Origin of the sequence: Bacillus fonticola (assembly GCF_012955605.1) — a bacterium.
GTDB classification, from domain to species: domain Bacteria; phylum Bacillota; class Bacilli; order Bacillales; family JC228; genus Bacillus_CG; species Bacillus_CG fonticola.
In genome coordinates, this window is sequence record NZ_CP052135.1 from 1,368,624 (window position 1) to 1,382,774 (window position 14,151).

Genomic DNA, 14,151 nt, shown 5'->3' on the forward strand with positions numbered 1-14,151 from the left:
AGAATGAAGCATCATCTTTCTTCTTCACCGGCACCAAAGCAGGAGGAGGTCGCCTCTATATCTGAAAAAGTAGTTTCGGAGGAAGAAAAACTTTGGAACACTTCCGGAGTGTTTCGAGTTTCTTTTACGGGCAAAGGGTCTTGTTTTGTTCGCAAAAAATCGTGGCCGCTCGCACAAACTTGGGGGGATTACACGTTCCAACAAGGGCTCGACGCAATTCGTTCATGGAGACAACTAGAAGGCGACCATCCGCTATCTACAAGGGGAGTACACGAAGAAGAAGTGTTGTTTTTTGATATTGAAACGACTGGCCTCGGTCATGGTGCGGGTAATCACATGTTTCTAATTGGTACTGTATCGATTCGTGATCATCGTGTTCACTTGACGCAGTACGTTCTCCCCGCACCAGGAAATGAACCAGCACTGTTTCAAGCATTTCTACAAGAATGCAAGACACATTGCTTGGTTACCTTTAATGGAAAAAGTTTTGACTGGCCCATTTTCTCAGGCAAACATGCTGGCTTACGTGACGAAGTACAAGCTTTACCACAAGTTGGACACGTCGACTTGTATCACGCGTCTAGACGACTGTATCGTCCTTCAATGGAGTCTGTACGCTTGCAAGAGATGGAAAGAAACGTTCTTGGTGTACATAGACAAGACGACGTTCCGGGTCATCTGGCTGGTATGATTTATCAGGATTATCTAGAACGAAAGAATCCTGAGGGCATGCTGCAGCTGATGAAGCATAACGAAGATGATATATTGTCCCTTGTCACGCTGTATGCACACCTTTCTGAAACCGTGTTACATCCAGGAAAAGCTTTGCCGTCTGTCAGCTGGGAAGTAGCTAGGTGGTGGTATGCTGTGGGGGCATTCCATCGAGCTTCTGATCAGTTTGCTAGTTTACGAGATGCGAACGAAAGGACACTCGAAGCGATGCAATGGTATGCCACCTCTATCCAGAAACAGTTCAATAAAAAACAAGCTTTGCCCAGTTGGGAACAACTTGCTGGCATGCCTGCACACCCAGCAGTCGTGACAGCCTGCATTGAGTGTGCAAAGTTTTATGAACACGATGTTCACGACTTTACCCGTGCGCTGCACTATACGGAGCGAGCACTTCAAATAGTGCAAGAAATAGGAACAATGGAAGATGATGAAGGACCCATCATATACAGATTAAAACGCCTTTTACGTAAGCAAAGCCTTACCTAATCTCGTTGTCATAAAGAGTGAGTGAGGAAATTAATTCTCGGAATAAGAGATGAATACGGAAATAATAACAAAAAAACTGTGCGGACATTTCCCAGGCAAGCGCAGATTTCAACTTCTTTCTACAAAGAAAAATGCAGAAAAGTAAAAATAAGTCGTATGCTGGTGAACTGTCACGAAATTGTGATGTGTTTGTCGAAAAATCTCTTGTTTCTTTGTCGAATCGTTTGTACAATGAACCGAGAAATGCTTAAAAAAGAGGAGCCAGCAAGATGAATCGCACTTTACTCGTACTGTTTTTTCTGTTGATTGGACTAACGATTGTATTATTGGGGAATTTCCGCAGCGATGGTTACGCTTTATTTCTGTAATACGTTTTCGTGCTAAGATATAGTATTTGAAGGCTACTTTTTACCATCACTTATGATGGGCTTGGTCCAAAGTACAAACATAGGCCGGTGTCTAGAACATGTCCGCCCTACTCGACATACTGTAGTAGGGAAGATAAATTGAAAGGAGACATGTCCTATGCATTGTCCAAAACGTCCAGATTGCGTGATGCCACCGGTGGTGCATCCTACGAAAACGTGCGTGAATCATACGTTTTCAAATACAGTAGTTCCGCACATTCATCCGCAACACAATGTAACGGTTAATCACCAAAATTACCAGCATAATCACTATTTTCCACAATCACAGTCTGTAGCTCAAGAAGTTACAAACCAACAAAATTTCTATCCGCCTGGATCGGCACCATATCCGTACGGTAGATAATAGTTTAATGACTTCGGCAACAACTGTTGTCGAAGTCATTTTTCTTTGAATAGGGGAGTGGTATCGTGTCAACGTGGTTTGTGTCTGGATACAAATCGTTCGAGCTAGGAATCTTCAAACGTGACGCAATAGAAGTTTTCTACATACAAAAAGCGATTAGAAACATTCTCTTACAAAAGATTGATGAAGGATTGGAATGGGTGCTTATTAGCGGTCAACTCGGTGTAGAGTTATGGGCGGCCGAAACAGTGTTTGCTTTGCAAGACGAAGGGTTTGACGTAAAGCTTGCCGTGATCCAACCCTTTCTCGAGATGGAAAGTCGGTGGAAAGAGGGAAATCAAGAATGGTTTCATGAAGTTATTGCAAATGCGGACTATCATAATGCTGTGTTCCATGAATCGTACAAAGGGGCTCATCAATTACGAAGGCATCATCAATTTGTTCTCGATCACACAGAGGGGGCTATACTTCTGTACGACGTGGAACGAGAAGGCTCCCCGCGATTTTTTTTAGAGGCTGCTCGCTTTGAAGCAACAACCGTTTCGTACCCGATAGAAATGATTACGTTTGACGACCTGCAAAATGTGGTAGAAGAAGATGAACAAACTTTTGACTAGGTCATCATTCCTCGTTGACAAGCGAAGAGAACTTTGGAAAAATAGTGTAGACAAAGAGGTGATGCACTTGTATACAGAACGCATTAAATTGACGGCTAAAGAGATCCTTGAAAAAGACTTTAAATCGGGAATGCGTGGGTACAAACCAGAAGACGTCGACCAGTTCCTAGATCTGATTATAAAAGACTACGAAGCGTTCCACGAAATGATTGACGAATTACAACAGGAAAATTCAAGATTGAAAAAGCAAGCTGACCAAGCAACCCAACAACGGACGAAAACCACCACCACTGCACAGCCAGCAGGAACGACGAACTTCGATATTTTGAAGCGGCTTTCCAATCTTGAAAAGCATGTATTTGGAAGTAAGCTGTACGAGTAATTAGAGTCCCAATAAAATTATACTTATTTCCGAAAATTAGGACACTTGATTTTCCTTAGTAAACGTACTATACTTTCTAATGTCAACGTTCGGGTAACCGCTGTAACGTTATTACGTTGTAGAGGAAAGTCCATGCTCGCACGTAGCTGAGATGCGCGTAGTGATCGTGCCTGACCAATTCATAAGTCAGGGCAGTACATCTTGTACTGACGGCCGGGAGTACACCTACGTCTTCGGATATGGTGTTCTTGCCCTGTAAAAGTGCCACAGTGACGAAGCCTTACTGGAAACGGTAAGGGTGGAACGAGGTAAACCCCACGAGCGAGAAACCCAAATATTGGTAGGGGCATTCCTTTACTGGAAATGAACAGGTGAAGGAGACAGCAAAACTGTAGATAGATGGTTACCCCCTGAGTACGAGACGTGGTCAGTCGCTTGAGTACAAATGGGACAGAACATGGCTTACAGAACGTTGTCAAATGACCATGATTCTAAATGCTAAACTCTCCTATATAGGGGAGTTTTTTCTATTATAAGAACTAGAGAGGATGAGCTATGTGAACTATACAATTATCGCCACGTGCGCAATGGGAATTGAAGCCATATTGGCAAAGGAAGTACGAGCTCTTGGCTATGAATGTGAGGTCGAAAACGGTCGTGTCACTTTTCGTGGTGACGCTCGCGATGTCGCACAAGCTAACATGTGGCTGCGCACGGCCGATCGCATTCGTCTTGAAATTGGAAAATTTCGTGCCAAAACGTTTGATGAGCTGTTCGAAGGAACGCTTCAGCTGCCATGGGAGCAATTTATCTCAGTAGATGCAGCTTTCCCGGTATCAGGAAAATCAGTTCAATCGACTTTGTTTAGTGTACCTGATTGTCAAGGGATCGTAAAAAAGGCTATCGTTGAACGCTTGAAGCGAAAGTATCGCCAAGTGACGTGGTTTGAAGAGCAAGGTGCGCCAGTTCCCATTGAAATTGCGTTGCGTAAAGATATGGCGGTGTTAACTATTGATTCAAGTGGGACAGGCTTACATAAACGGGGGTATCGTCTTGAACAAGGGGAAGCGCCTATTAAGGAAACATTGGCGGCTGCTCTCGTACAGTTGACGAATTGGTTTCCGGACAAGCCATTTGTCGACCTGTTTTGTGGATCAGGAACAATTGCCATTGAAGCCGCACTCATCGGACAAAATATCGCTCCAGGTTTTAACCGCTCCTTCGCGTGTGAATTGTGGAAGATGTTTCCGAAAAGCGTTTGGGAGGAAGTTCGCCAAGAAGCTGATGACAGCGCGGACTATGGAAAAGAACTACAAATTTTCGGATCGGATCTTGACCCGAAGATGATAGAGATCGCCAAAGTAAATGCGTTAGAAGCAGGTTTGTACGACGCCATTCAATGGAAGCAAATGCGTGCATCAGACTTTAAGACGACAGGGGAAAATGGTGTCATCGTGTGCAATCCACCTTGGGGAGAACGGATGGGGAAAAGAGAAGTAGAGAGTCTATACAGTGAACTTGGGGAAACGCTGAAGCCTTATGAAACATGGTCTGTGTATGTCCTGACCGGAGATGAACAGTTTGAAGAGCACTATGGGAAGAAAGCCACTAAAAAACGGAAGCTGTTTAACGGATTTATCCGAACAGACTTTTATCAATACTGGGGAAAACGACCGAAAAAATAATAGGACGGTCACACGTTACATATACTTTTCTATGGAGCTGGGGGCGCTAGATCAATGCGCTTGCAGTTTTTCAATCATGGAGGTGGAAAATGTGGACCCTCAGTCTTTTGTAATAATCGAAAAAGCGTTGGCGTATTCTAAAAACACCTTTAAACAACATCCCAACGTGCTCGCTCAATTGAACATGGCAACAGAGCAATTAGAAGAAGCGAAACAATTTGCGTATTATAGACGAGAAAAGCAAGTCCGTTGTGGAAGTATAACTGTCTTACACAGGCAGGAAAAAACGTGGTGAAGACGATTCACCACGTTTTTTTCGCGAATGAGCCATTGAACAGTGTAGAACAAGCTAATGGTAGAACTTTCTGATAAGATGAAAAGGTAATACATAAGAAATGAACATAGGTGAAAGAGAGGTGACGCCTGGCAAGGAAGCTTGCGAGGCAAAATAACAATGACTATTCAGCAAACTGAGTCCGAGTTTTTAGAGTACGTGAAACAAAATCATGCCTACGGAGAAGCTTTGTCTGTTTTGTTCTGGGATTTACGAACGGGAGCGCCTAAAAAGGGAATTGACCAGCGCTCGGAGACGATCGGGGTTCTCTCGTCCGAACTATTCCGACGGACAACTTCTAATGAAATGGGTTCTTTCTTGGAAAAACTATCAAGTGAGGACGAGCTTTCAGAACGGTCGAAGCTTGTACTAGCTGAGTGCAAAAAAGAATACGATTTAAATCGTAAAATTCCACAAAAGGATTACGAGCGTTATGTTGTGCTCCAATCAAAAGCCGAGAGTGTATGGGAGGAAGCGAAGGAAAAGCAAGATTACGGAATGTTTCAACCATACTTAGCAGAGCTTGTACAATACAATAAGCAGTTTATCGAGCTATGGGGAGTAAAAGATGGGAACCCGTACAACACGCTTCTCGACCAATACGAGCCTGGGATGACAGTAAATAAGCTTGATGAACTATTTACAGAAGTCCGCAATTCAATTGTTCCGCTAGTAGAGGAAATTGCTGGGGCATCGAAACAACCGAATTCAGACCTTGTCCGTTTTCACTTTCCAAAAGAAAATCAAAAAGCGTACAGTCTATCCGTACTAAAGGAACTTGGTTACGATTTTTCCAAAGGTCGTTTAGACGAGACCGTGCATCCATTTGCAATTGGTATTAACCGTGGAGATGTTCGGATCACCACAAAATATGATGAGAGTGATTTCCGGACTGCACTGTTTGGTACGATACACGAGTGCGGGCACGCAATCTATGAGCAAAATATTTCTATAGATCTTGAAGGAACACCGCTCGCTGATGGAACATCGATGGGGATCCATGAATCGCAATCGTTATTTTATGAAAACTTCATAGGTCGAAATCCACTTTTCTGGAAGACTCATTACCCTTCGCTTCAGCAAGCAGCAGGTGGAGCGCTGGATAGTGTAGGATTGGACGACTTTTATTTTGCGGTCAATGAATCAAAGCCGTCACTAATTCGTATCGAGGCTGACGAGTTGACGTACCCGTTACATATAATGATCCGGTATGAAATTGAAAAACAACTGATTACTGGAAACTTAGATACGAAGGATTTACCTGAAGTATGGAACTCTTTATATGAAGAATATTTAGGAGTTCGTCCTCCTCATGATGGGGTCGGGGTGTTGCAAGACGTGCATTGGTCTGGAGGAAGCTTCGGTTATTTCCCTTCCTATGCACTCGGATTATTTTATGCGTCCCAACTGCACAACGCTATGGAACAAGCACTACCGTTTGATGAGCTCGTTGAAAAAGGAGAATTCCTACCTATTCGCGAGTGGTTAACGACAAACGTGCATCAGTTTGGGAAAACAAAGAAGCCATTAGACGTCATCCAAGACGCGACAGGGGAAGCCTTGAGTGCAAAGTATTTTATTCAACATATGTCAAACAAATATCGTACACTATACAACCTGTAAAAAGTACTGAACAGTTCACTCGCATCCCCCTCTTTCATAGACTGCTGTAATAGCTATATAGGAGGGGATTCTTATGTCACACTGGTATTGTGTACACTGTTGCGCGGTACAGCATCAGTCCGATCGTTGTGGGTTATGTGGAGAACATGAATTACAACCGATCATTTTTCATTTGCACCATACACACGAAAAGGTGAAGAAACAGCAGGAGGAGTAATGTACTTCTCTTGCTTCTGCTGCACAAGAAAATTTTTAAGGAGGTACATAAGTGGCACATTTTAGATTAGACGGAAAAGTGGCCATTGTTACGGGTGCTGGGAGAGGAATTGGACGAGCTTTAGCCATTGGATTAGCTGAGGCGGGTGCCGAAGTCGTTGTCATGTCGCGAACCGTTGCCGATCTAGAGGAAACGGCGCGGCTGATAGAACGAGCTGGGGGCAAAAGCTACATTGTCTCCGCAGATGTTTCTAATATCAACTCGATTCGTTCAAGCTTCAAAAAAGTGGATGGGCTTGTCCCATCTGTAGACATTCTTGTAAATAACGCCGGTATGAACATTCGATCAAAGGCAGATGATGTCACTGAGGCAGAGTGGCAACAAATCCTTGACACGAACAGTCGCTCTGCGTTCTTTTGTGCTCAAGAGGCAAAGAAACGCATGGCGGACGGGGGTTCTATTATTTCCATCGCATCTGTTGCGGGCACACGTGCATTGCGAACAGGGGTCGCGTACGGTGCTTCAAAAGCAGCGCTTATTCAAATGACAAAAACGTTGGCACTTGAGTGGGGGGCTGAAAACATCCGTGTAAACGCAATCGGTCCATGGTATTTTGAGACACCGTTGACCAAAAAATTGCTAGAAGACGAAGCGTATGTTCAAAATATTTTATCAGTAACACCACTAAAGAGGATTGGTCAACTGGAAGAGCTCGTTGGTCCTGTCATATTTTTAGCATCGAACGCGTCAAGTTATATGACGGGTCAGACGCTTTTCGTAGATGGTGGTATGACGATTCACGGGTTTTAAAAAGTCCTACATTCACATACACGTTTCAGCAGACTGGTCGTTATCATTGCGATCAGTTTTTTTGTTTAGGGAGGAGCGTAGAGGGAAAGGTACTGATTTTATCAATTTTACAAAACAATAATCGCATAAATATTGGTCAGTTTGGAGACAGTAACCAGTATAGGTTTGTTCTTAGAAAGGGGTCTCACCATGCCAAGACTATTATCAGTAGCTCATATGGACCCGCCTTATGAAGTTAAGCAAGATTCTGTAGTTGAGTTTGCGCGTGAGATATTTGCAGAGTCTTATAGAGATATTGATCGACTGCTCACTGTATTTCAAAACGGCAATATAAAGAGTCGACGTTTTTCAAAGGATTTAACGTGGTTTCAGACTCCCCATAGCTTAGCGGAGAAGAATGATGCCTACCTTGAAACCGCTGAAAAGCTAGGCACAATGGTTGTAATCAAATGTTTGCGGGAAAGTACATTTTTGCAAAGTCCTATTCCTTACGAAGAGATCGACGCGATTTTCTTCGTGAGCACAACCGGAATGGCAACACCGAGTATGGAAGCACGCATTATGAACAAGCTCCCTTTTCGTCAAACAACGAAACGAATTCCAATTTGGGGATTAGGTTGTGCAGGTGGGACAAGCGGGTTAGCGAGGGCTTGTGAGTATTGCAAAGCGTATCCAGAAGCAAAAGTTCTATTGATTGCCTTAGAGCTTTGTAGCTTAACGTTCCAAAAGGGAGATCTGTCGAAAAGTAACCTTGTAGGGACAAGTCTATTTTCCGATGGTGTTGCTTGTGTGTGCATTGGTGGTGACGGGGCATCTACGGAATCTGTGCAGCCTACTTATCGCATTCCGTCCTGTGTAGATGCTCAAAGTACGTTGAAACCTAATTCTCTTGGGGTTATGGGGTGGGATGTGAAGGATGATGGCTTGTATGTTGTATTTTCACGAGACATTCCATCGATTGTGAAAAACTGGGTGCAGTCCAATGTGGTGTCGTTTTTAGAGAAGAACGAGCTCACCTTAGATGAGGTGGAGTATTTCATAGCACACCCTGGTGGAAAAAAGGTGTTGGACGCTTATGTAGACGCATTTTCCATTCCAGATGAAAAAACATCATATTCCAGAGATGTTCTTCGCGACCACGGTAACATGTCGAGCGCTACCGTACTGTACGTGTTAGAAAATGTAATGAAAGAAGCAGCTACAGGAACAAAAAAGGAATGGGGACTCATGACCTCTTTAGGACCTGGATTTAGTTCTGAACTACTGCTGTTGAAATGGGAGGAGACAGTATAACATGATGTGGTTCTGGATTTTGTTTTCGTTTCTTATTTGCCAACGGGGTGTAGAGCTGTTCATCGCGAAACGAAATGAGCGCTGGATGAAAGACCAAGGGGCGAAGGAGTTCGGGGAAGAACATTACGGACTGCTTGTGGCCATGCATGTGTCATTCTTCGTTTCACTAGTGTTGGAAGTCCAAACACTCCAACCAGCATTAAGTCCATACGCCCCGTTGTTTCTATTTCTGTTCCTGCTTGCTCAATGGCTCAGAGTGTGGGCGATAACTTCACTCGGTAGATTTTGGAATACAAAAATTTTAGTGCTCCCGAATACAAGGGTCATTGCACGGGGGCCGTATACATTTATGCGTCACCCGAACTATGTAGTCGTCACGTTAGAGCTTGCTACGTTACCACTCCTATTTCAAGCCTACTTTACGTTTTTATTTTTCTTTGTTTGCAACTTAATCATTCTTTCTATCCGAATTCCAGAAGAAGAACGCGCGTTGCAAACATGGACCAATTACGACGAACCGTTTGCAGAAAAAGCTCGCTTCATCCCAAAACGCCCGAAGCTATAATTTCTGCATCGGCGCTTGAAAAATCCACTGATCCGGGTCAGGAATCCGCGTTCGTGAGTAAAGAATCTGTTCACCTGCGTCTCTTCCTATGCATTCCATGTACAATACGCGTATTGTATGGGAAAATGGAAGAGACTTTTTTTGATTCGGGAGTGTACAGTCATGAGGAAAACGAAACAACAGGGATGGGAAGCACGTTGGTTAGAGGCGAAAGACTTTGTCGAAGTATTTGGTACTCGCAGTTTGCTCGCACGTTACGTAGCTTCTTTACAACAAGAAGTAGAAGATAAAGTTTTTGTTGCAGTGTGTGGTTTGTATTCAGCCGGGAAATCGACATTTTTGAACGCACTATTGACTGAAGAGTGGCTGCCAACTAGCCCAATTCCAACGAGTGCCAACGTTGTGTACATTGAGCATGGTGATCGACCTCATATCGAAATGGAAACAACATCAGGTCAGAAAAAAACCTTCTCTGTAACGACGAGAGAGGATATCGAATACGCATTGCTTGATGGTGACAAAATAGAACGGGTCCACCTAAGACTACCGTTCCAGTCCAATATACCGAAGTCATTATGCTTTTTAGACACACCAGGGGTAGACTCAACGGACCCAGCTCACGAGCGACGCACAGAGGAAGCCATCATGCGCGCAGACGTGTGCTTGTTTCTATCAGACTATCACCACGTGTTAAGTGGAGACGGGATGAAATTTTTGCATCGATGCTTTCAGGAACAAGTACAGACCGTGTTCCTCATTAACCAAATAGATAAGCATAACGAAGAGGAAATGAGCTTCGACACATTCTTACAGCAAGTGAAAGAAGGACTTCATGAGGCGAACGTCAATCGTATGCCTTTATTCACAACTTCGTGGAAGTACCGCTCGCATTCGTTCCATCAAGAAAACGAATTGTTTCAGTGGCTAACTACGCGTGCTGTGAAAAGATCAGGGGATGTGCGTTGGGAGTTGTTTCTAAAGGCATGTGAGCAAGAGCTGACACATGCAAAAGAAGACGTTCTCTCTTTTGCACCAGAAACTTCGAATGAAGAACTTAAGGAACGGTTAGCTAAGCTTGAAGAACAGCACGAACAGCTTCAGCAAAAAACTGCTAACAGGAAAGAGCAAGCGAAAAAGCGTGTGGACACCTTTTTACATCATCTAAACCTCACGCCTTACGAAATTCGTGAGCTCGCGGGGAGCTATTTAGAATCGATGCAAAAAGGGTTTTCTGTCGGTTTGTTCTCGTCGGCAAAGAAAAAAGCGCGTACTCAACAAGAGCGTCTCGATGCTTTTTTTGACGCCTTTTTGTCAACCGTTGAAGCACAGGCTGTTCTTCCTTTCGAAAAAGAGATGCGCACCTTTTTCGTTCAAAATGATTTAGTAAAACAAGGGGATATGCCGACTCGTAGCGTAAAGGAAATTCTAAAAAAAGAGGATATAGAAGCTTACGTAAAAGAGGGAGCTAGTGATTCTGGTGATTCCCTATTGCACTATACAGGATCACTATCCAATCATGTCAAGCAACAACTGAAGCGCTGGTGGTTGGAAGCAACAAGTTTGATGGATGAAGTACTGACCTCGACTGCTTCTAGTGAACTGCAAAGGATCGCTGAAGAAAAATCACTAGTTGTGGATGAGCTACAGAAAAGAGAACAACTCCAATATGAGCTGAACTCACTTGATGGGTGGGCGACGGCATTAGAAACACTGAGTTCTCACCAACAGCAGGTGGGTGAGGTTAGAGGCTTACAAGTACTACAGTGGGCTGAAGAAAAGCTTATGAGTGCAACTCCTCACCAAAAGGAAGACCGCCTTGAGTCTGTATTGAATACGACGGTGGAAAAGGGACCAGTCCATACCACGCAAACTAGCGAACTTATAGACTGGCAAGCTGCACTGCCAATATTGGAAGACATTCCTTTGCTAGAAAGTTACGCAAAACGGCTCGTTGAAAAAGCGAAGCAGCTTGACAATCAAACATACACTGTTACGCTCTTTGGTACTTTTAGCGCTGGTAAGTCATCCGTAGCAAACGCGCTTCTCGGAGAGGAATGGATCGTTTCTTCTCCGCATCCAACAACGGCTGCCATCACAGAAATCCGCTTGCCTGAAAGAGCGGAAGACGAAGAGACAATGTTTGTGAGATTTAAGTCGTGGGAGCGCCTGACGAATGACTTGCGTCCATATTTCGGCGATGAGTATACAGTAACAAACGTCTCCCAATTGCACAAAACGCTCCAAGTCTCTTCAGAAAAATCGCCATTTTTGGAGGCGCTTCGTACAGGACTTGCTGAATGGGGAGCGGCGATTGGTACGGATAGGCACGCCTCATTATCTGAGCTGGCTCGTTTTACAGCGCAGGAAAGGACGTCTTGCTTTGTAGATACAGTGACGTTATATAAAACGTGTCCACTTACGGAAGCAGGGATTGTCCTGCGTGATACACCTGGTATTGACTCTGTGAACACTAGGCATACCTCCGTTGCTTTTGACTTATTGCGTACGTCTGATGCGATTTTGTATGTGACGTATTACTCGCACGCGTTTGCCCGGGCGGATGAAGAATTTTTACGGCAAATCGGACGTTTACTTGATGGGGATGCGATCGGAATGCTAACGTTTCTCGTGAACGCGGCAGACTTAGCTGAAACGACAGAGGAGCTGGACAGTGTCGTTAAGTTTGTAGAGAGGGAGCTTGCTAAAGTAGGTATTCGGCAACCAGCATTGTATCCAATCTCTGCAAAAACGGCTTTGCGGAATAAGAAGTCTGGGGAAGAAGCTACTCAAGAGTTTCGACAGGTTGAGCACAGACTGTACGAAGAGGGTCCGGCACTTGCCAAAGAGCACGTCCATACTTCAGCGCGTCGTCTTGTTAAGCAAGCTTTCAAATATCTCGAAGAAACGATCGAGATGTCGTCCTCTTCCAAAGAAGAGCAGCAGATCCAATTTACTAGCTTACAAGATCGTGTGACAGTCATTCAAAAGGAACTCCACAAACTATCAAGTACACCTTTCATGACAAGTGTGCGAAAGGAAGCAGCGGAGCTCACTTATTATGTAAATCAACGTGTACGTCTTCGGTTTAGTGAGTGGTTTACAGAAAGTTTTTATCCAGGTCGTCTGCAAGGATCCATGAAAGCGCAGCAAGAAGGTTTACAGCAAGCGTACAATGAGCTAATTGAGCATATTGCTTTTGAAATCGTACAGGAAATGCGTGCGACATTTGCTCGCCTGCAACAAGCTCTTGAAAAAACTGTTTCCGCATGGCAAGAAGAGTGGAACGATCAATTCTGTTTTGATGAACGCTGGCTCGATCAGTTTGAGTGGGATGCATCTCGTCTTCAGTTTGACGTCCCACAACCAAAGACGACTCTTGCTGGTAGGAAAGAAATGGGTTGGAAAAAGCGTTATAAAGGCGCTAGAGCGTTTTTTGAGCAAGGTGGTCGAAAGGAAATAGAGTCCATTTTACAAATCACACTTCAAGAAAAATGGGAGCAAGACGTAGAGTCTATTTGCCAGGAGATGCTCTCTACGTTTGTGGGTTCTTTAGAACTTTTTGTGAGTGAGAAAAGAACTGCACAAATGGAGGCGTTAGATTTACTTCTTCACGACCGAAAAGATGTAATGGAACAAAGTGACAAACTCCCATTATTAGTAGAACAAAAAGACAAATTACAACGATTTGTTACGCGAAGCATCAGTAGAGAAAGGAGAGAATCACTTACATGACATCTCGTGTTTTATTAGTAGACGGTATGGCTTTTTTATTTCGGGCTTTTTATGCAACGAGCGTACATGGGCGCTTTTTAAGAAACGAGGAGGGCACTCCAACGAACGCAGTACAAGGTTACTTACGCCATGTGACAGAGGCTGCGATCGCTTCTTCGGCAAACCGTGTCATCGTTTGCTGGGATATGGGGTCAAAGACGTTTCGAAACGAGTTATATGATGGGTATAAAAGTAATCGGGGAGCTCCGCCTGAAGAGATGATTCCGCAATTTGAATTAGCAAAAGATGCGACGACAGCCTTATCCGTCCCTAATGTGGGCTTGGTAGGGTATGAAGCTGACGATTGTATCGGAACGTTGGCTCATCAATACTCTAAATCCTATGACGTGATGATTGCTACAGGAGATAAAGATTTGCTTCAATGTCTCGATGACTCCGTGTCTGTGTGGTTTGCACAAAAAGGAGTCGGTAACTATGATAAATGGACGAAGGAACGATTTGTGGAAGAAGTTGGACTAGAACCTGCTCAATGGATTGACGTAAAGGCACTTATGGGTGATACATCTGATTGCTATCCTGGCGTGCCGGGTGTTGGGGAGAAAACAGCGATAAAATTTTTACAGCAATTCGCTTCTATCGATGGATTATACGGGGCAGTCGATCAACTGACACCGGCTAAGAAGAAGTCTGTCTTAGGGGCAAAAGAGGATGTATCTTTAGGAAGAAGGCTGGCGACCATTCGACAAGATGCACCGCTCGATGGACAAGCTATTTTCTCCTACGCACCTTCTGCTGAAGAAGTGTGCCGAAAGCGTGTCGGAGGGCTCAAGCTCGTAGGAGTTGAACCAATCTTATCTAGGTGGTTTTCACATGTGGATCACGCTGGGTAGGAAGAGAGTCGTTT

13 protein-coding genes and 1 other RNA gene are annotated in these 14,151 nt (G+C 44.2%); all 14 read left to right on the forward strand.

Annotation, left to right across the window (positions count from 1 at the left end; all coding sequences use genetic code 11):
- Positions 1-3 precede the first annotated feature (3 nt).
- Entirely contained in the window at positions 4-1,218 is a 1,215-nt protein-coding gene (locus HHK01_RS06695; protein WP_228027687.1) for a ribonuclease H-like domain-containing protein, read from the forward strand.
- 525 nt (positions 1,219-1,743) lie between these two features.
- The gene (locus tag HHK01_RS06700; protein ID WP_170007053.1) at positions 1,744-1,989 is read left to right on the forward strand and encodes a CotD family spore coat protein; all 246 of its coding nucleotides are present in this window, start codon (positions 1,744-1,746) and stop codon (positions 1,987-1,989) included.
- Between the two features lie 65 nt (positions 1,990-2,054).
- Positions 2,055-2,606, forward strand: a complete 552-nt coding sequence (locus tag HHK01_RS06705) for an SLOG family protein (RefSeq protein ID WP_170007054.1) — start codon at positions 2,055-2,057, stop codon at positions 2,604-2,606.
- Between the two features lie 67 nt (positions 2,607-2,673).
- Complete coding sequence (gpsB, locus tag HHK01_RS06710) at positions 2,674-2,988, forward strand: cell division regulator GpsB (protein WP_170008693.1); 315 nt, start codon at positions 2,674-2,676, stop codon at positions 2,986-2,988.
- Between the two features lie 85 nt (positions 2,989-3,073).
- An RNA gene (gene rnpB, locus HHK01_RS06715) (RNase P RNA component class B) lies at positions 3,074-3,458 on the forward strand.
- Between the two features lie 78 nt (positions 3,459-3,536).
- Positions 3,537-4,673 carry a THUMP domain-containing class I SAM-dependent RNA methyltransferase gene (locus HHK01_RS06720; protein WP_407646939.1) on the forward strand — a complete coding sequence of 379 codons (1,137 nt, stop codon included), beginning with the start codon at positions 3,537-3,539 and terminating at the stop codon, positions 4,671-4,673.
- A 91-nt stretch (positions 4,674-4,764) separates the two neighbouring features.
- Complete coding sequence (locus HHK01_RS06725; protein WP_170007055.1) at positions 4,765-4,968, forward strand: hypothetical protein; 204 nt, start codon at positions 4,765-4,767, stop codon at positions 4,966-4,968.
- 159 nt (positions 4,969-5,127) lie between these two features.
- Entirely contained in the window at positions 5,128-6,630 is a 1,503-nt protein-coding gene (locus HHK01_RS06730) for a carboxypeptidase M32 (RefSeq protein WP_170007056.1), read from the forward strand.
- A 73-nt stretch (positions 6,631-6,703) separates the two neighbouring features.
- The gene (locus tag HHK01_RS06735; RefSeq protein ID WP_170007057.1) at positions 6,704-6,847 is read left to right on the forward strand and encodes a hypothetical protein; all 144 of its coding nucleotides are present in this window, start codon (positions 6,704-6,706) and stop codon (positions 6,845-6,847) included.
- Between the two features lie 51 nt (positions 6,848-6,898).
- On the forward strand, positions 6,899-7,657 hold the full coding sequence (locus tag HHK01_RS06740; RefSeq protein WP_170007058.1) for an SDR family NAD(P)-dependent oxidoreductase: 759 nt from the start codon (positions 6,899-6,901) through the stop codon (positions 7,655-7,657).
- A 189-nt stretch (positions 7,658-7,846) separates the two neighbouring features.
- Complete coding sequence (locus HHK01_RS06745; RefSeq protein ID WP_170007059.1) at positions 7,847-8,950, forward strand: type III polyketide synthase; 1,104 nt, start codon at positions 7,847-7,849, stop codon at positions 8,948-8,950.
- Positions 8,951-8,954: 4 nt separating this feature from the next.
- Complete coding sequence (locus HHK01_RS06750) at positions 8,955-9,515, forward strand: isoprenylcysteine carboxyl methyltransferase family protein (protein ID WP_170008695.1); 561 nt, start codon at positions 8,955-8,957, stop codon at positions 9,513-9,515.
- Between the two features lie 162 nt (positions 9,516-9,677).
- Positions 9,678-13,247 carry a dynamin family protein gene (locus HHK01_RS06755; protein ID WP_170007060.1) on the forward strand — a complete coding sequence of 1,190 codons (3,570 nt, stop codon included), beginning with the start codon at positions 9,678-9,680 and terminating at the stop codon, positions 13,245-13,247.
- Positions 13,244-14,137, forward strand: coding sequence for a 5'-3' exonuclease (locus HHK01_RS06760; protein ID WP_170007061.1), 894 nt, complete (start codon positions 13,244-13,246; stop codon positions 14,135-14,137). The genes HHK01_RS06755 and HHK01_RS06760 overlap by 4 nt, the downstream gene beginning before the upstream one ends.
- The last annotated feature ends 14 nt before the right edge of the window (positions 14,138-14,151 follow it).

Excerpts from the sequence above, each read along its gene's own strand:
- HHK01_RS06755 (WP_170007060.1), top strand. The coding sequence starts at position 9,678 with ATGAGGAAAACGAAACAACAGGGATGGGAAGCACGTTGGTTAGAGGCG.
- HHK01_RS06720 (WP_407646939.1), top strand. The coding sequence starts at position 3,537 with ATGAGCTATGTGAACTATACAATTATCGCCACGTGCGCAATGGGAATT.
- HHK01_RS06730 (WP_170007056.1), top strand. The coding sequence starts at position 5,128 with ATGACTATTCAGCAAACTGAGTCCGAGTTTTTAGAGTACGTGAAACAA.
- HHK01_RS06750 (WP_170008695.1), top strand. The coding sequence starts at position 8,955 with ATGTGGTTCTGGATTTTGTTTTCGTTTCTTATTTGCCAACGGGGTGTA.
- HHK01_RS06745 (WP_170007059.1), top strand. The coding sequence starts at position 7,847 with ATGCCAAGACTATTATCAGTAGCTCATATGGACCCGCCTTATGAAGTT.
- HHK01_RS06695 (WP_228027687.1), top strand. The coding sequence starts at position 4 with ATGAAGCATCATCTTTCTTCTTCACCGGCACCAAAGCAGGAGGAGGTC.
- HHK01_RS06735 (WP_170007057.1), top strand. The coding sequence starts at position 6,704 with ATGTCACACTGGTATTGTGTACACTGTTGCGCGGTACAGCATCAGTCC.
- HHK01_RS06760 (WP_170007061.1), top strand. The coding sequence starts at position 13,244 with ATGACATCTCGTGTTTTATTAGTAGACGGTATGGCTTTTTTATTTCGG.
- HHK01_RS06700 (WP_170007053.1), top strand. The coding sequence starts at position 1,744 with ATGCATTGTCCAAAACGTCCAGATTGCGTGATGCCACCGGTGGTGCAT.